General features: G+C 58.6%; 11 protein-coding genes and 12 tRNA genes. 4 read left to right on the top strand and 19 right to left on the bottom strand.

Annotated features, from left to right (window positions below):
- Positions 1 to 40: 40 nt before the first annotated feature.
- The 13 genes from HWX69_RS14935 to HWX69_RS14875 all read right to left on the bottom strand — a co-directional run bounded on the left by HWX69_RS14935 (position 41) and on the right by HWX69_RS14875 (position 2,891).
- Positions 41 to 171, bottom strand: a tRNA-Arg gene (locus tag HWX69_RS14935).
- Between the two features lie 424 nt (positions 172 to 595).
- Positions 596 to 671 (bottom strand) — tRNA-Glu (locus HWX69_RS14930).
- Positions 672 to 715: 44 nt separating this feature from the next.
- Positions 716 to 1,120: a hypothetical protein gene (locus HWX69_RS14925; RefSeq protein WP_178917849.1), complete on the bottom strand. Its 405-nt coding sequence runs from the start codon at positions 1,118 to 1,120 to the stop codon at positions 716 to 718.
- Between the two features lie 12 nt (positions 1,121 to 1,132).
- Positions 1,133 to 1,203 (bottom strand) — tRNA-Met (locus tag HWX69_RS14920).
- A gap of 104 nt (positions 1,204 to 1,307) precedes the next feature.
- Positions 1,308 to 1,380 (bottom strand) — tRNA-Glu (locus HWX69_RS14915).
- A gap of 34 nt (positions 1,381 to 1,414) precedes the next feature.
- Positions 1,415 to 1,541, bottom strand: a tRNA-Thr gene (locus tag HWX69_RS14910).
- A 4-nt stretch (positions 1,542 to 1,545) separates the two neighbouring features.
- Positions 1,546 to 1,617: transfer RNA gene (locus HWX69_RS14905), tRNA-Tyr, on the bottom strand.
- A 3-nt stretch (positions 1,618 to 1,620) separates the two neighbouring features.
- Positions 1,621 to 1,703: transfer RNA gene (locus tag HWX69_RS14900), tRNA-Leu, on the bottom strand.
- A gap of 42 nt (positions 1,704 to 1,745) precedes the next feature.
- A tRNA-Leu gene (locus tag HWX69_RS14895) sits at positions 1,746 to 1,827 on the bottom strand.
- A 47-nt stretch (positions 1,828 to 1,874) separates the two neighbouring features.
- Positions 1,875 to 1,960, bottom strand: a tRNA-Ser gene (locus tag HWX69_RS14890).
- Positions 1,961 to 2,416: 456 nt separating this feature from the next.
- Positions 2,417 to 2,489, bottom strand: a tRNA-Pro gene (locus HWX69_RS14885).
- A gap of 249 nt (positions 2,490 to 2,738) precedes the next feature.
- Positions 2,739 to 2,812: transfer RNA gene (locus tag HWX69_RS14880), tRNA-Asp, on the bottom strand.
- A gap of 3 nt (positions 2,813 to 2,815) precedes the next feature.
- Positions 2,816 to 2,891, bottom strand: a tRNA-Gln gene (locus HWX69_RS14875).
- A gap of 645 nt (positions 2,892 to 3,536) precedes the next feature.
- On the opposite strand from HWX69_RS14875, the gene HWX69_RS14870 reads away from it, so the two are divergent.
- Positions 3,537 to 3,845 carry a hypothetical protein gene (locus HWX69_RS14870; protein WP_178917848.1) on the top strand — a complete coding sequence of 103 codons (309 nt, stop codon included), beginning with the start codon at positions 3,537 to 3,539 and terminating at the stop codon, positions 3,843 to 3,845.
- 231 nt (positions 3,846 to 4,076) lie between these two features.
- Positions 4,077 to 4,694, top strand: coding sequence for a hypothetical protein (locus HWX69_RS14865; protein WP_178917847.1), 618 nt, complete (start codon positions 4,077 to 4,079; stop codon positions 4,692 to 4,694).
- 31 nt (positions 4,695 to 4,725) lie between these two features.
- Here the strand turns inward: HWX69_RS14865 and HWX69_RS14860 are convergent, their stop codons facing one another.
- Positions 4,726 to 6,090 carry an ATP-binding protein gene (locus tag HWX69_RS14860; RefSeq protein WP_178917846.1) on the bottom strand — a complete coding sequence of 455 codons (1,365 nt, stop codon included), beginning with the start codon at positions 6,088 to 6,090 and terminating at the stop codon, positions 4,726 to 4,728.
- Positions 6,091 to 6,522: 432 nt separating this feature from the next.
- Between HWX69_RS14860 and HWX69_RS14855 the strand changes: the two genes are divergently transcribed.
- A complete protein-coding gene (locus HWX69_RS14855; RefSeq protein WP_178917845.1) occupies positions 6,523 to 7,662 on the top strand; it encodes a phage NrS-1 polymerase family protein in 1,140 nt (379 codons plus the stop codon).
- Positions 7,663 to 8,822: 1,160 nt separating this feature from the next.
- Here the strand turns inward: HWX69_RS14855 and HWX69_RS18180 are convergent.
- The 5 genes from HWX69_RS18180 to HWX69_RS14830 all read right to left on the bottom strand — a co-directional run bounded on the left by HWX69_RS18180 (position 8,823) and on the right by HWX69_RS14830 (position 16,194).
- Entirely contained in the window at positions 8,823 to 12,290 is a 3,468-nt protein-coding gene (locus HWX69_RS18180) for an ATP-binding protein (protein ID WP_178917844.1), read from the bottom strand.
- A 282-nt stretch (positions 12,291 to 12,572) separates the two neighbouring features.
- Entirely contained in the window at positions 12,573 to 13,628 is a 1,056-nt protein-coding gene (locus HWX69_RS14845) for a hypothetical protein (RefSeq protein ID WP_178917843.1), read from the bottom strand.
- Between the two features lie 410 nt (positions 13,629 to 14,038).
- Positions 14,039 to 14,299, bottom strand: a complete 261-nt coding sequence (locus HWX69_RS14840) for a DUF7342 family protein (protein ID WP_178917842.1) — start codon at positions 14,297 to 14,299, stop codon at positions 14,039 to 14,041.
- Between the two features lie 471 nt (positions 14,300 to 14,770).
- Entirely contained in the window at positions 14,771 to 15,583 is an 813-nt protein-coding gene (locus HWX69_RS14835; RefSeq protein WP_348643030.1) for a nucleotidyl transferase AbiEii/AbiGii toxin family protein, read from the bottom strand.
- Positions 15,580 to 16,194, bottom strand: coding sequence for a hypothetical protein (locus HWX69_RS14830; RefSeq protein ID WP_178917840.1), 615 nt, complete (start codon positions 16,192 to 16,194; stop codon positions 15,580 to 15,582). Before HWX69_RS14830 ends, HWX69_RS14835 begins: the two co-directional genes overlap by 4 nt.
- Positions 16,195 to 16,680: 486 nt before the next feature.
- Here HWX69_RS14830 and HWX69_RS18405 point away from each other — a divergent pair, with 486 nt between their 5' ends.
- The gene (locus HWX69_RS18405) at positions 16,681 to 16,926 is read left to right on the top strand and encodes a UPF0175 family protein (RefSeq protein WP_178918355.1); all 246 of its coding nucleotides are present in this window, start codon (positions 16,681 to 16,683) and stop codon (positions 16,924 to 16,926) included.
- Positions 16,927 to 16,953 lie beyond the last annotated feature (27 nt).

Below are 16,953 nucleotides of genomic sequence, written 5' to 3'. Positions count from 1 at the left end.
AGAGAAACTTCCCGAACCAGCCTCGCATCGCTCGGCTGGACGTTCCCGGCACGATTCGAACGTGCGACACCCGGCTTCGAAGGCCGGTGTCCTCGTGAGGGTCGAAGACCCGAACGAGGGCTCGTCAGAGTTCACTCTGACGGTGCTCTGTCCTGACTGAGCTACGGGAACACGAGTGGCCGGACAATTTCTGGAGCGAACGACGGGATTCGAACCCGTAGAGTGCCATCGACGTAGCGCTCCAGATCGACGGCCACTGGCGACACGGCGACCGGAAAACTGTCGGAGCGGGACCGGTGTCGAGGGTCCTCTCGTACGCTCTTTGTCCGGGATGTTCTCGATGGACTGCGCCACCGACAGGATTTGAACCTGCGAGTTCCTGGCGAAGCAACGCTCCGACTCGACGGTCGCCACGTGCGGTCGGGCAACCGGTGGTGCGACGGGCTATGACTCCCGTTGGTGTGCTTTGCGGGCGAAGAAATGCACCACCTCGACGACCACACGCTTGGGGAAAGCCGACCGTGACAGCGTCACGGATCCGTGGCTGCCCGCTATGTCAGACACGGGAAAACGCTGTCAGAGCCAGCCCCCCGAGTGCTCCCGAGGGGAATCGAACCCCTGGCCTCCAGTTTGAAAAACTGGTGTCTCTCGCCAACGGAGACTCCGGGAGCGCAGTAGGGACGAAATCAAGCACCGAGGTATGGGCACGCACGGGTCACTGCAGCCGTTCGAAGCCCTCGAGTTGCCCGTGCGTGAACGTCACTTGATACGTGACGAGTGTATCGAGATTCTCGAAGGAGTGTGTGAGCTTGAAGCGGCCGTGGTAGTCGTCTCGTTCGATCCAGCCGTCGTGGACTCGATTCAGACTGCCGGCCATGTAGCGAAAATCGTCCTCGTCGATGTCGTCACGGCTCGCGTATGGCCGGTCTTCCGGCGGGACCGCTTCGGTGTGCCACTCCTCTTCGAGGAGCCGACCGTCCGCCGTAATCCGAAATGTGGTCATGCTTGGCCGTTCGATGCCTTTCGTCTGCCAGTCGACGTCCTCGGCAGGAGTAATCCCTTCGAGGTACTTCGGTAGGTGGACGTCGTCGTAGAGTTCGACTGTATCGAATAGTCCCATTGTTATCCTCCATTGCGGGACCAGGAGTCGAACCTGGACCTCGGGGATATGAGCCCCGTGGACTGCCATTACCCTATCCCGCAGCACCACTATCCGGAACTCACTCATGGGCATCTCTCAGTTCTCCACAGCTGTCCGTCCCTCAGTCTAGTCGGCTGGAAGTGAGAGGTCTCGGACTGTTGGAGAATGCTCCAGCCCGGATTCGAGCCGGGGGCTCGGCCGTGAGAGAGCCGTGAGTTTGGCCACTACTCCACTGGAGCGGGTTGGCCTCACCTGGAAGGGGTCATCGGCCAGTGGGACGGGCAGGATTCGAACCTGCGTGTTCTCGTTACAAGTGAGATGAAGGAACTCTCACCGTCGCACCGGGTCTCCGGTGAAAATTCGGCGAGAGTGTGTGAATGCCAGGCTCTTCCACCGTCCCGCAGTCTCCCCGGCACGACTCGAACGTGCGTCTCCTCCTCTACAGGGAGGCATCGTAGCCGCTAGACCACAGGGAGAAATGTCGCCGCGAGGATTTGAACCTCGGAAGGACCTACGCCAGCGGTTCTGAACCGCTTCCCGTTGACCACTTGGGTACGGCGACGTAACGTTTGAGCGGGAATTGTCTACCGGCACGATGGCCGGATGCCGCCACCAGGATTCGAACCTGGGAAGGACTAACCACACGGCTCTCAACCGTGCCCGTTTGACCACTCTGGCATGGCGGCGCAATTCGAAAATCGCCAACGACTCTGCGAATCACTTCGGCACGCAGCGGCGGGAGAGTGATTTGAACACTCGTGTCCTCGCGGACGCCGCGGTTCCAATGCGGTCCCTTGACCAAGCTAGGGAAATCCCGCCAACGGTGAGACGGAGAGTCGAACTCCGAAGCCTCGCGGCTCTCGGTTTCAAACCGAGCACGGTCGCCTATCCGCATGTCTCACCATCACCGTTGGAGCTTGCTCCGACGAGCCCGCCTCGCGTTGCTCACCGGGACGCCGGAAGACGTACATCGCTCATCTTCTGACCCTCACTTTCGCGGCGAATGCGCTCATCAGCACCCAGTCACGGCAGGGATGGATGACGGTTACCTCGTTCCGTGGAAGTACGCGCCGTCGCCGGTGACGCAGATTCTCACACTTCCAATCGTGTCGATGGACGTTGTTTCGCCGAGCGGGACGTGGCGGAACGCTTCCTCCTCGCAGTTAGGGCAGACATTCTTTGGCATCACGCCGTGTCCCGGAGTCGAACCGGGAACCCGTCGTCGGGGCTGGCATAGCAGGCCAGTGGGGTCTCCATTCCCCAGACACGGCACACTGAGCCGACGAGGATTCGAACCTCGGTCCTGTGCGCCCGATGCACAGATCGTCGTCCGCTGGACCATCGGCTCACGGGACTGCCGAGCGTTCGGCAGTTGATTATCTATCTGTACGACTTTCCAACTGCGCAACCGCGACCTCTCGGTCGTTATTGCGCGTCTCATCGCGGGGGCGTGCTTCGGGATCTCCCGGGAATACCACACCGGCTCATATAGGTTACAGACCCTGCTGGGCCCAGCATCGTAGGAACGATCCAACTGATCGCACCAACGAGCTGCCTACCTCGATGGGTATCCCCACGTGGCCACGCCACGCGTCCACGCCGACGCCGGGATTCGAACCCGGATCACGGCCGTGATAGGACCGTATGCTCGCCGGATTACACCACGTCGGCATGTCGCCCCGGCCGGAATCGAACCGGCGACCTCCGGATTCAAAGTCCGGCGTCCCTCGCCAACGGAGACTCCGGGGCTTGACGTAGCCGCAGCTAACGCTGCGGGAAAGCGTACCAGCGACTCTTGGTGCGTTCAGCACGCACAGAATCGCTCGTTCGTCCTACAATCAGGAACGAACGCAGACCAAACTGCCGCGAGCCTCGTCCCCCGTACTCGCGTACGGCTGTGAGCCAAGCGAGTACTAGGCGAAAGCAGGCGGCAATCCCGTGTTCCCCAGCCCCTGACGGGTAGTCCGCGTGGGAGCCGGGTTATGCGGGTGAGGGTGTCCGGAGATCGCCGGAGTGCGTCGCACTCTCGTATTCGATGGCGACGCAGGCCCGACGATTCTCGACCGGTCCCTCCGTACGCTGGTCTTGTAGGTACTCGCCGAACACGCGACCCGCGGCTAAGCGAGAACGAGCACGCCGCGGTTTGAAGCGAGTATCGACCATGTTGCGGGATTCTCTGTTTACGAGGTTTGTTTCGGACGTCAGTTACGGATTATCGTGGCAACTGTATTAAAATTAATCAGGGTGTGATAACCATAGGCACGGTTTTAACGAGTGTACGATTCGATCCTTGAAACAACGAATCTCATTTTTCAAGCTGTAGTCCAGTGGTAGATCTGTGATGACATGGATGGCACGTCACAACATCTATTGTTGTAGGGAACGAGTAGATAAGATGGCGACGAACAACGACAAAATCCAGTTCCGGGGGGAAGCTGAGAAGGAAGCAACGCAGGTCGTCGACCAGATGCGTCTCGGGGGAATAAACATTAGTGAGCTTGCCCGACAGGGGCTCCGAGAGAAACTTCGAGAAGCCCTTTCGGACGAAGAGAAAATCACTCTTCACCAGCGGTACAAGCAGGGAGATATCTCTGAAGATGTTGCAGAAATTCTTCTCGATGATGGCTTAGAGGAGATTGAGCGCGAGCGGAATGCCTTTGAGGAAGCTTCAGAGCTTGATACGACGGGGGTATTCCAAGAGTAGCGATGGCGGACAATGAAGTACGCTATCCAATTATCGTCGATACTGATGCACTGATCGCTGTCGCAAACACCAATCTCTGGTATCGTCACGGTTAGAACCCTCTGATGGAGTGCACAGAAACTATTTACAGCACCCCGATAGTTGTTATTACAGATGGCTGGTCTCCCGTCGGTCGGGTTCTAGCCGGGAACCCAGTCACCGACGTGACTGATGGTTCTCGGTTAGAGACCAATGACCGAGAATACCGATGCGAGTAAATCTGAACAAACAGAGCATATCAGCGCGTATCCCCACTACATCGACTCTGAGGAGCGCTCCGCACGTCAAGATACGAGTTCCCGTCCAACATGCGATGCGTGCGACACCACACATCATGGCGAACTCCACGATGTCTGTCTCGGAGAGACCGAGTACGATGTGTGTGGTGACTGCCTCCAGCTGCTCGTTGACCAAGTTGAACGATACTACTGGTGGGACCACCTGACTGAAGCGCACTACAATCGCGCAGCAGCATTTCTTCGGTCGCTCGATGAGATTTGGTGCGTCAAAGATGGGGCATACGCTGGCAGTGAGTTGTGGGTTCATACGCCCTATTGTGATGCAGCAGTCGTCAGAGATGTCTGTGACCACTTCGGGTTTCAAATCCGGTGGTTCAGCGTCGTGTATGCTTGTGACGAGGGATTTGATTGCGTCTCAGAGCATGGACCCTGTATCGAAATCAACCTCACCTACACGAACTGCCCCTCAAATCCACTCCCGTTAGAATACGACATCCAGGATAACGTGACGTACCATGAGGTCGAATGGCTCGAAAAACATCACCGGCTGTTCGACTCGACAGCTGATTGAAATAGAGTCAAGCTGGAGACGAACTAGATGACTACACTAAATCTGCTAGATTGAAGAGCCGCACATCCCCGCGCGTGTCAGCGACCTGTTGGAGGTCGTCGGTAAATCCGGAGCGGCTGAACAGTACGTAGAGCGGGTTCCCATCTGCTGGGGCCTCCGACCACTGTACTTCCGATGCTGTTCGTTCAAGATCGGCGAGGACGCCTTCACTCACCGGCTGGCTGGTGAACTTACACTCACCGGCGACGAGTCCTTCACTGGTGAGACCGAGAACGTCGAGTTCGTGTTCTTTGAACCACCATTGGCCGACGTTCCGAAATCGCCGGTCGATGAGCCCTGGGAGCGCCTCTTGGCAGAGGCGCTCGAACAGCGGACTGACGTAATCCGCCAAGTCGGGCGCAACGAGTTCCTCGTAGGCGTCGGCTCCGAGCAGCCCGAGTTGGTCTTGTTTCCCGTAGACGAACCGAAACCAGAATTGGAACAGCGGTGCTGCGATTCGATACCGACCGCGTTTTGAGGCCGTTGGCGATGCCGTCACGGGGATGTGGCGTTCGACGAGACGCAGCCGACGAAGCGTCTGGAGGTACGTACTGAGCGAACTGGATTCGACGCCAGCCATGCCCGCGATTTCGTTGGGTGTCCGACGTCCGTGGGCGAGTGCTCGGAGAATACTGAAGTACGTATTCGGTTGTCGGAGTTCGATTCGCAGCAGGAACTCCGGTTCGGAGTACAAGAGCCCCTGTTCTGAGAGAATCGTCTCTTGGACGTTCGATTCCAATGGCTCGTCGGGATCGATCGTTTGGAGATAATACGGCGTCCCACCGTAGATCGACCATGCGGTGATTGCGGTCTCGGGGTCGTACGCCGGGAAGAACTGACGTGCATTGGCAACGGAGAGCGGTTTGAGGTCGATCGTTGCTGTTCGGCGGCCATACAGCGGTGCGCTCCCGGAGAGGACTTTGTCTTCCATGACGCTAATCGACGAGCCAACGAGGACCAGTGTCATCGCGGTCTCCTGTAACGCCGTGTCCCAGACGCGCTGGATACGCGAGGGTAGTGACTCGTCCTCCTCGATGAGGAAGGAGAACTCGTCGATGATCACGATCGCGTCTTGTCCACCGAGGGCTTCGAGCAGTATCTCCCAGTCGCGACGGACGGTTTCCAGTGCGGGGAACTGTGTGGTGGCGGCGTCGACGAACTGTTCGAGCTGGTTCTCGGCGGTCGATTCGACGGCTTGGTAGTAGATCGCGTCGTCCCGATCGGCAATCGACTGGCGGACGAGTTCGCTCTTCCCGAGACGCCGCCGACCGTACAGCACGACGAAGTCTGCCGTCTCGGACTCATAGCAGCCCGTGAGTTGCTCGAGTTCGGTTTCCCGATCGACGAATCGCTCCATAGCTACCGTCCCACGGCCATCAGTGTAGAACTTTCAATTTCGGAAATCCAGATTTCCGAATTTGTAATTTCTTTACTGTACTGGAGTTTGAAGCTCGCCGAGTGCTAATTCATAGGTGTCTCCAGGGCTGGGTGGACGATCGTGCCGCAAGCATTCCTCGAAATTTTAGACGTGATTCCGGACTTGACGACCCAGTATGATTCGGAGTGAGACGACGATGAAGGCCCCCTAATCATCGACCTGGACGATTCTGAAGACAAGTACGGAACATCAGTCGAATCAGAGGATTGTGAGCTTAGAGTCACGTGATATCGGACTGATACGGGAAGTGTGAGGAAAAAAATCGGGACGTGAGCGTGCTTTCAGATGATGGGCGTTTGAAACATCGCCACGAAGGGGTTATTGCGCTTTCGGGGTAAATTACGAATCCAAATGAGTGAGCCGCCGCCGAATCGAGATGTGATCCCGGAGACGCTCCTAGAATACGACCAATGGCTCTGCTGGCGTGCGGAACAACGCAACGGGAAATCGACGAAGATTCCAATCGACCCGACGAGCGGCGAGTTCGCGTCGACGACCGACCCGGAGACGTGGGCTGATTTCAAGACGGCCAGCGAGCAAGTACAGTTCGGCCAGGAGGATGGCCTCGGTTTCGTGTTCACGGACGCAGACCCCATAGTTGGTGTCGACCTCGACGACTGCCGAAATGCGGAGACGGGCCGACCCGAGGAATGGGCGAAGGACGTCATCGAGACGCTCGATTCCTTCACCGAGGTGAGTCCCTCGGGAACCGGGTATCACGTCCTCGTGGACGGTTCGCTTCCGAGGGGCCGCAATCGCAAGGGTGACCTGGAACTGTACGAGACCGCGCGCTTCTTCACCGTGACCGCCGATCACGTCCACGGGACGCCCGAGGCGATTAAGGCCCGTGAGGAGGAACTCGCAGCGATTTACAACGAGTATCTCGCCCCGGACGAGCCTGAAAGGTCGGCATCCGATTCTAACATCGACGACGAGCGGACAACCAGGTCGCTGGAAGATTCAGAGTTGCTACAGAAGGCCAAAAACGCCGTGAACGGCGAGAAGTTCGAGGCGCTGTATCGCGGCGACACCAGCGGCTACGAGAGCCACTCGGAGGCGGATATGGCGCTGTGTTCGCTGCTGGCGTTCTGGACGGGCGGCGACGCTCGACAGATGAATCGGCTGTTTCGAGATTCTGGACTGATGCGCGAGAAGTGGGACGAACGGCACTTCGCGGACGGGAGTACCTATGGCGAGAAGACCATCGAGCGGGCGATTGCTGGAACGAGCGAGTTCTACGAACCCACACCTGATACCACAAAATCGTCAGCAGGGAGTAAGAAATCGGTATCGGAGTCGCCCACTTGTGACTTCCGCCATCGCGAAAGTCTCGACCGCATCGAGGAACTCGAAGAGCGACTCAGCGAAGTCCTCGATGAGAAAGCCGGGTTGGAAGCCAAATTGGACGAGGAACGAGCTCGGCGTAACGCCCTGGAGGCGGAGTTGGAAGCGGAACGCGATTCGAGTGGGTCGTTCTTCAGTTGGCGGTGACACGTCATAGTCGGGTCGTCTGTGTCTGAGATGGAGAACCTACATCGATACAGTAACGGGGCCCGGCCCATGGCTCCGAATATTCCAATCATTCGCTCGATTCGTGATATTTCCAAATCGGTTCATTAGCCGTCCATGACGTCAATATCGTCACTTCTACTCACTGAGAGCAACTGAAATGTGCGAACAACGGTCGGGGGAATTCAGGCCAATCGTCGGCTCATGCCGACCCACGCTGCATTCGATTCTCGGAGAAGAAACGCCGCTTTCAGGGGGTCTAAGCACCGTTTCGATAGCACCCCGAATCACGAATCTTCCTAGCCGATCCCCTGGCTTTCGCTCAACTGGTGAGCTGGGACTACGCGAGTTTCAAGATGGTTCATAATCGGTCTCAGGAGGTCTCTCGGTCGAAACCAGGCATCTGGCTTCTAGAACAAGTGTTCATATCCGGTGGCCTGTCCGCAAGATACTGTCCGTGTTCAGTTCGAAAGGGGAACTAGTCGGCCCAACCAGAGACGCTCAAGACCGTAGTAGAGCGTCTCTCATGGTGTTTTGGCTCCGTATTCGTCTGTCTGGAGTTCCTGGCTTTGGGTCCGATATCTGTTGGTGCGAGCGATATAGTGCTTCATAATCGGCTGCAGTCATGCGGTTTTGATTGGAGGCGCTCTCATAAGGCTTCATCGCGGGATTCATACTCCAACTATTCCGTTGTAGTTCCTGTTTAGCGGGTTCTAGGCAGGCGATTTGGATTCCAGTAGTGATACCGAGATGCATTTTCCTAACTCGGGGTCACACCCGGGATACCCCAGGCTTTCGGACGATGAGGCCGATTATGATGATCTGGCGCTGTTGGAATCCGTTTTTTCTGTGAGAAGAGACTACCGTTGGGTACGATACCAGAATCTCGCCGTTATTTTCGGGGGCGTTTTGAGTGCCAGGGGTTGAACGGGTTCAGTTCAAGCCGAAACTTAGTTTGAACGCATCCTCTATGGTATTCATACGCTCCGTATCGAGGCTTCCGACGACGGCATCGATTCGGTCATTGCTGGGGGCGACTCGAATCTGGTTGAGCCGAATCGACGAATCTTTTTGCTCGCGAATCGGCTCTCGGTGGCCGCGAGTTTTTCGTCGGTTGCTGGCGACACTTCAGGCCCTTCATGCTACGCTAGCCGATCGCGAACCCACGTGATCGGGTACATACCGGTGAGGCCGGGTTCGTCGATCCGGAACTGCTGTGGAGGTGTGGTGCCGGCGTAGGTTTTCTCGACGCGGCCGCTCTTGTTGAGCGCCTGGAGGACGTCGTGGCCGGCCGACTGGGACATGACGACCCAGATGGCGTCATCGGGGTCGCAGGCGGCCATCTTATCGAAGTCGGCGGGGACGGCTTCGGCGACGTCGTTGTTGATGCGTTCGACTTCGAGGCAGACGGCGACCTCGCCATCTGCATCGAGTCCGGCAATGTCGAGTCGGCTGGCGTTACCGCTTTCGTCGCGGTCGATGTGGTCGGCGATAACTGTCTCGTCGAGTTCGAAGTAGGGAACGATGGTTTCGACGGGCGACTCCGGGTCGCGGACGTACTCCTGGTGGAGCCAGCGCCGCGCGATCTCGACGCCCATGATATGCTGTGTGGATTCGCCGAGGTCGCCGGTGGCGTGGCCGTGGTCGACGCCGAGGCGGTATTCCTCGCCGAGCAGGTTTCGGCCCTCGGAACTGACGGTGTAGAGTCGGTGGGGATGGTCGGTGTCGTGGCGGAGGAGGCCGTCGTCGAGCAGTTCGTCGACGGCTTCGGCGTCGATACCGACGTATTCGCGTAACCGGAGCATGCTGTCGGTGAGGAGGTCGTAGGTCGGTTCCGTATAGCGGAGCTGGGCGGCGTTGTAGACGGCTTTGAGGAACATGAGTTGGCCGTCCGTGTAATCTAGCTCGCGACGCTCTTCGCGAGTGAGTTTCAGCGTCACGTCACAGATCGGGATATCGTCAGAGTCGATCTCGCCATTCGGACAGCATCGCAGGACGCGCGCCATGCCGTCCGAATTAGGGTCGTATCTCGTATCACAGCCCAGGCACTTCAGGGCGTGACGGTCGGCTATGTACGTGACGTGGTCGGGCAATCGCTTCGTGTAGGGCAGCGTCGTGTCGACGCGCGGCCGCAGTCCATCGCGTTCGTCCGTGTTGTCGCTATCAGGTGCGTCCGCATCGGCTTGGGAGGCGTCGGCGACGGTACTTGGCTGAGCTATCGTCAGACCGGCGTCCTCGCGGGTGCGTTCCTTACAGAGGTGGAGTGCGGCGTCGAAGGCGGTCAGGCGAGCGGGCGAGAGCGGCTCGTCGCTCGCCGGGTGACCCGCGGGTGGCTCCGCGGACGCCAACAGGAAGGGTCGCGGTTCGGGGTCGTCGAAGCCCGCGGGGAGTTTCGCGAGCCACTGGCCGCGCCGGAGCCCACGCAGGCGGTTCGCAACGTCGCTGGGTGGCATAGCGTCGGTCGCAAGCCGCTCGGCGAGTGGCGTGTCACGCCCAACGTTGCCCGTGACGAGCGTGGAGACGTTGTTCAGTACCTCGTCGTAGACGCGGGGCGATGAATTCCGAAGCTGAGCGGGGAACTGCATCGCGAGCGTGACCGACAGCCCGAAGCCGCGGGATTTCGCGAGCAGGTCGCTCATCAGCGACGTGTCGGCGATGTCGGCGGCCTCCTCGATGTAGAGGTTGACGAGCGACGGGTCATCGGCCGCAGCCTGCTTGTCGCGTCGGCGTTCGCGTTTCCGGAGCGCCGCCCAGAGGTTCGAGAGCACGACCAGGATGAGCGCGCGCTGGGCTTCGGTTCGGAGCCCGCCTGTATCGAGGATGACGACCGCGTCCTCGTCGAGGTGGTCCGCGAGATCGAACGACGGCCCACCCTCGATGGATTCGTCGGCAGCAGTTTGGGCGTCAGATTCGGGTGGCGTGTGTTCGAAGAGCCGTGCGGTGCGGCTGTCACGGCTGACCTTCTCGATGCGGCCGTTCACGCCCTGCATGACGCTCTGGAAGACGTCCGAGCGGTCGGCGGCCACACCTGAGAGCATGCGTTCGAGATGTGGATCGGAGACGGCGGGCGGCGATTGGCGCTGAGTCATCCGCTTGACGGCGGCGTCGAACTCGCTTTGGGTGAACGCATCGCTGCCGTGAACCGGGTCGTACATCGCCTTCAGGAGATACCGGATGATGTCCGGCGCTCGCTTTGACTGGAAGGCCTCCTCGCCCATGATGCCCGCCAGGATCTCGATGTAGTGGTCGACCTTGTCCTCGACGGCGGTCGCTCGCGGGACGCCGGCTTCGATGTCGTCGCTGACGTCGAAATACGAGATGGCGGGGACGAATCGGTCACATTCAAAGTAGTAGACGTTATCCAGGTGGCCGTGACGGCGATAGTGCGCTTTCAGGAGGTCCTCGGCCATGCCGTCGCCCTTGGAGTCGATGACGATATCGGGCCCGCCCGTACGAATGGTGTTGTCGAAGATACCGCGGGTGATGCCGACTGATTTGCCAGCGCCGGTCTTCCCGAACCACGCGGCGTGCAGCGTCTGGAGGGCGGGCGGCAGCGCTACTGTCCGGTCGGTCGGTTCGTCGTCGGCATCGAGCAGGCGGCCGAGTGTCAGCCCCTGGTCGTAGCGGTCCAGTTGGTCGTCGCTCGGCGGCGTGACACCCGACTGTTCGCCGTGCGTCGTATCTAGCGCCTGCCGGCCCTCCGGCGTGAGGGCGTCACCGTCGAGAAACCAGAACGCCGGCATTGACTCCGGATCCGCGTGGACAACCGGCCGAGTGTTCGACGTGGAGGGAATCCGCTGGAGGAGCCGGCGCGTGAAGCCGTGTTCCAGGCGGTGTCTACGCTCACGAATGGCTTCGAGGACGTCGTGGGCGTCCTCGCCGTCGACGCGGAGCGGCCTCACTCTGTAATAGTCGCCGTCGAGGCCGCCGAACGGTCCCTCCAGATCCGTCGCGACCCCATCGGCGTCATCGCCCGCGATGTAGAGGCGCGCCGTGATCGCCCATGTTTTCCGTGGGGCCGCCTCGTCGAGTTCCTCCAGGCGTAGCGCGTTGCTTCGTGCGATGTCGTCGCGATCCGTGCTCTCCTCTAAACCGAAGAGAAAACTCCCGAGCCGCTGGCCGGGAGTGTCCTCATGCCAGCGGAGGTCCTCGCGACGCAACTCCTCGTCGACCCTCCAGTCCTTGAACGGCTTCAACACTGCCTGGAAGACCGCGACGGTACCGGGTGGCGTCGCCGCAAGTCGATCGACGATGCCCGTCAGCGGCGATTGAATCGCGTCCCGCTCGGTGTCTATCGCTGCCTGTAGTTGCATCTGCCAATCGCCGCTCCGGGCGGCTGACCCGAGATACTGAATCGCTACAGCGGGCTCCGTCGCTCTGTCTTCGTCTTCGTCTTCGTCCGCTACCCCTTCGTCTTCCGGTTGGGATAGTGCGAAATCCTCGAGGATTTCGATTGGCGGTCGCTCCGTGGTCCTGATCGATGTCTCCTCCGGGAACACCGAGTGTAGCAGGTGGTTTATCTGGCGTTCGTTCCCGGCGTCAGTTCCGATGTAATAGTCGACGCCGTTCCCGTCGGCGATCAGGAGACATTCCAGCGTGAGTTCGGTCACGCTATGCAACCGCGTTACCGCGCGTTCGATGATGGCCGGATCGCCCGGCTCTGCGGCCGGCTCGATCTCGAAATATATGCGATCCTCGTTGTCAGTGTCTGATTCCGAATTGAAGAAATTTGGAAGCATTATGTATCTACGTCTGGTGGGGTAGCTCGCGAATGGACCCACTCCATCGGCGCCATTCTGTACCGTCCGATATCACCACTTTGCCGGTGTCGTGTGACCGATTCTGCCATATCCTCAGCGGTGGATTGATATCCGGGTTACGAGTTGCTTCGATCAATTCAGATACTGGTCGCGAGCCTGTTTTTCCGACTCCGGGAGCGAGAACGTCTTCTCTTCGCCGTGGCGGTTCACGCTGGCCGTTATCGTCTCCGCCGCACCCGTGTGGCTTTGACGCGTCTCCGGCATCGAAACCGGAACCACCGGCGTCATCGAGGTATCCAGATCATCCATCCCGACCAAGACCCCCGCGTCGTCCGTTCGCAGCCAACAGAGTGCTCCCTCCGCAACCGACGCCTCTTCTGCCCGCTTCAGGTAGTCGGCGAATGCATCGAGAGACGTCGTCAGCAACGCGTCGCTGATTGATCCTGACTCATCGTCGGATACCGTCGCATAGTCTCGGCTACTAACCACGACAAGCCGAGTATCGACGGACTCGTCAATCCCGATGCGGAGATGCTCCGGGAGTTCACGACACGCCGGGCCGCTGAAAACGGGGGCGAGCGGGCAAGTGTCCGTTTTCGTGACCAGTTTCCGATAGAGATCGCCATCACCCGTTACGATCTCGTCGATACCCTCGACGACGAGCGGGAACGCGGCTCTCCCTGCACTCGCGGTCTGTGCACCTTCCCACAGGCGCGCACAGATGGCCGCAATCAGTAGCCGTGAACCGAGTCGACGCGAGTCGTCATCGAGTCGGTCTTCAGTAGCCGAGATCGACCCCGTTACGAGCACGATATTGTCGTTCTCGACCGCCCTCGCCGGATCGTACGTTGTCTCCTCGTTGAGCGGGTTCTCCGGGTACGGATCCATCGGCAGCCCCAACAGCAGCGACGCCTCTGGGAACACCGTCGGGTCGCGATTGCAAGCGAGGTTGAACGGTGACTGATATCGCGATTGCGTAGCGACGTCGTCATTCTCTGCGAGCCAGCGCTCGAGTGGGCGAGGGCTGTTCTCCCGGTCAGCTCTCCGCAGAGCCATCGTGGCATCCAGGTATCGCTCGGTACTGCTGAGGAGTTTCGGCAGTATCGTCTGCAGGATCGCTCCCGAGAGCCAATTGAACTGGTCCTCCGCCGTGAAAACGTCGAGATACGCGCTGGTTCGCAGTGTCACGGGATCGACGCAATAGTGGTCCGTATCCTGGCTTCGGGATTCGAACGGATTGACGATGACACGCGTAAACGGCGGTAAATTGTATCGGCTCGCTGTTTCTCTGCGGTCAATATCGATCCAGATGACGTCCTCGAGCCGGTCCGCTGGGAGCCGGCGGAGCAAGTCGAACGGCTCCGGGCCACGCGGATGGATATAGCAGAAGCCGTGGCCTGCTTCAGCCCACTGGACGCACCACGATTGCAAGAGCCCGGTCTGTACATTGCTATCCGAACCCTCGACGTAACAGCCCGCTCCCAGGGCGCCATCTGGAAGGCTAACCGTTCGCGAAGGGTCGTCCCGATGTCGGCCAACAACCGTCCGCGGCTCGTTTCTACCCGATTTATCGCTGGTTTCTGAAGACATGTATATTATCAGTTATGGTACTGTTTCAATTTCGAAATTCTCCATAAAGGCATGATCTGGCTATTTTGTTCGATCCATCCGAGCACGTTATCCTCAACGAGCTGCTCGAGGTACTCTTGGAGAGTCTTTACTGATACGTCAAGTTCCTCGGCTATCCACGAGGCAGTCCGGGGTTTCCGAAGTGTTTGGGCTGCAGTCAGAATCCGTTCGCGACGCGTCATCGATTCCCTAGCAGCGTTCGGTGCGTCGTCAGGTGCATCCTCCTGCATATTCGCTGTGGTAATATTTTTGCTATGCTGGACATATTTGGGGCTTAAGCGTACCTAAGCCGTGTTCGCTGCTTGGGTTCCGGGTTCCTGATGGCTTAACTGTACTGAGTCGTCCTCTTCAGTGTAACCAACAACTCATCCCGTCTGTTGGTTAAACCGTATCCACCTCGTCGTCCCCTCTCGTTCGTGAACAGGGCGGGAATTGACGGGCGTTCGGTGAGGAGCGGTCGGCTCGCCGCGCTCGGTGCATTCCGCCCTTCACGCGCTCACGGCTCACTGCTCGCTGGTCGCGGTGCTCCCCGCTCGCTATCGTGGTCTCCCTCCGGTCGACCACGAACCGCTCGCCGTTCGCTTTCGAGACGCTCCCTTCGGTCGCGTCTCGCTGTCGTTGCCCGCATCCGTAACCCTACGCGTAACAGGTAGCGGGCGGAAACCCGACCTTTCAGGGATAACTACTGTCGTGGAAGGGTGTCAGAGGAGTAATCGGTCAATCGAGTCACTGATGAGTTGCGGTTCGATCTGGAGAAGTGTCGCAGCGTTTTCGAATACTTGGTCGTCTAACGCTTCCGTAAGGTGATCCACGTCAGCGTCGGAAACGTATTCCAGTGCACCGGCTTTCATCTCAGTGTAATCTGTGACGTACCAGAGGAGGGCATGGAGGTCAGCGACATCCTTCACTCGTTTATGACTCTTGTCTCGATCGGGTAGCGAGCGGATTTTCATTGCAGCCAGCAATTCCGGTGAGACGATCAGCTTTCCGGCAGACGGTGACCACGATACGTACTCCGCCAACGGCTCACCCCCGTCCGCTTCGAATACCGGTCGTAAGAGTGGCTCCGCTGGTGGTTTGAACCCGAAGACGTCTCGGAATCCGTCTAACGCGGTCGTGTCAGGGATAACATCGACGTAGACCTGGAACACCTCGTGCATACCGTGCTCGCTGGCTTCCTTTTCGCTAACTCGTTCCTGACTGTCGCGGAGGAAGTTCTGGACGAATCCAAACCGGCTCTTCGTGTACCCCAACGCTTCGATTGCCGAGATAGACTCACCAACCGGTGTTTCTGCAAGGCACTCACCAGCCAATTGCTCGTCAACGGGGATTCCGATGTCGATGTCTCGTGATCCGATGTATTCGCGGCCGTGTTCTGAGCGAAACCCGGAGGAGACGTGAAGATGGACTGCCCAACCGCCGAGCAGACAGACCGGCGGTTCAGCTGTTTCGAATACCGCCTGGAGTTCTTGTTCGGAGAGCTCCGTCACCTGTGGGACGTAGTACTGTCTCACCACTGGTTCTCACCATGATTCGAATCAATGAGTTTCTCGGCGGCTTCTTCACATGGCCCGCCTTCGGCTAGCAAATCTAGAATTAGTTGGGGGATGGACACCGTCGGGAAGCCATCGACTTCCTGGTGATTGTAGAAGACGTGGTCGTCAAGCACCCGGATTCGGGTATTTCCACCGCCTAGCAATCCATTGTCCTCGATGATGGCAAGCCACTCGGTGATCTCTTCTGGAGCGATATAGAAGTCAGTCGTCGAGGTGAAGAGAAGTCCCTGATGAAGATTCTCTGCCTGGTATGTCGTCAACGCGTACCGCAAGTCAGTCTCTGCTAGCAGATCCATCGGCTGTTGGAGTGACACTTCCAAGTGGTTGGGCTCAATCCGTTGCTCCAACCATATCCGGTACAGCCGTTCAGGTGCAACGACTTCAGTCCCTTCGAGCAAGCCCTGTTCTTCGAGCTGATCAGTGTACTGCCGCGTCCATGGCTCGGATGCCTCTGATAGTTGGGCTAATCGGTACTTCGTCAAACCGTCCCCCATATGATTCAACAGGACGCGGATGATTCGTCCCTTGTTGAATCCGCGTTCTCTATCCGGCTTCGCCAATAGCGCCATGTACATTGGTTAACGCATGTACTTATATATCTAACCAATGCATTGGTTGATTCGCTTACTTAAATGCCGAACCACTCAATACTGAAACCTGTAGAACGTCTACATACCGGCTCGCCGCGCTCGACGCATTCCGCCCTCCATGCGCTCACAGCTCACTGCTCGCGGGTCGCGGTGCTCCCCGCTCGCTATCGTGGTCTTCCTCCGGTCGACCACGAACCGCTCGCCGTTCGCTTTCGAGACGCTCCCTTCGGTCGCGTCTCACTGTCGTTGCCCGCACAGCCACGGTCGAGCTACGGAGAGAACTGGAGGATGGAAATGAAGGAACGTTCTCGCTCGTCAGCCGGTCGGCCTGTTGGGCAGCAGTCAGATGTGACTGGGTCGTCGGATCGGGTACTGTTTGCGATCCCACTTTCTCGATCTCAAGTGCGCGGTCGCGCCAGCACTGAGGGCCAAACACTCAAGAATCGTGTAATCCAATATGTATCTATCGCCACCTTCGAAATTGACGATGAGGTGTATGAAGCATTGCGAATTCCAGAAGGGGAGCGATCGAAGGCGATGAAGCAGGAGTTAGCAGTGTCACTCTATGCACGCGATGTTCTTTCGTTTAGCAAAGCCCGTGCGTTAGCCGAGCTGTCTAAACGCGAGTTCCATACGCTCCTCGGTGAACGAGAAATCCCTCGACACTACACCGAAGCTGAACTTGCTGAAGACTTCGAATATGCCCAGTAGTTAGCGACCCACGACTGAAGTCGTGGG

Origin of the sequence: Natronomonas gomsonensis (assembly GCF_013391635.1) — an archaeon.
Classification (GTDB): domain Archaea; phylum Halobacteriota; class Halobacteria; order Halobacteriales; family Haloarculaceae; genus Natronomonas; species Natronomonas gomsonensis_A.
The sequence above is the reverse complement of the archived record's forward strand: the minus strand, read 5'-3'. Positions and strand labels throughout refer to the sequence as shown.

Bases quoted from the DNA above. Each gene is read 5' to 3' on its own strand.
- HWX69_RS14925 (WP_178917849.1), bottom strand. From the start codon at position 1,120: ATGGGACTATTCGATACAGTCGAACTCTACGACGACGTCCACCTACCG.
- HWX69_RS14865 (WP_178917847.1), top strand. From the start codon at position 4,077: ATGACCGAGAATACCGATGCGAGTAAATCTGAACAAACAGAGCATATC.
- HWX69_RS14855 (WP_178917845.1), top strand. From the start codon at position 6,523: ATGAGTGAGCCGCCGCCGAATCGAGATGTGATCCCGGAGACGCTCCTA.
- HWX69_RS14830 (WP_178917840.1), bottom strand. From the start codon at position 16,194: ATGGCGCTATTGGCGAAGCCGGATAGAGAACGCGGATTCAACAAGGGA.
- HWX69_RS14840 (WP_178917842.1), bottom strand. From the start codon at position 14,299: ATGCAGGAGGATGCACCTGACGACGCACCGAACGCTGCTAGGGAATCG.
- HWX69_RS14860 (WP_178917846.1), bottom strand. From the start codon at position 6,090: ATGGAGCGATTCGTCGATCGGGAAACCGAACTCGAGCAACTCACGGGC.
- HWX69_RS14870 (WP_178917848.1), top strand. From the start codon at position 3,537: ATGGCGACGAACAACGACAAAATCCAGTTCCGGGGGGAAGCTGAGAAG.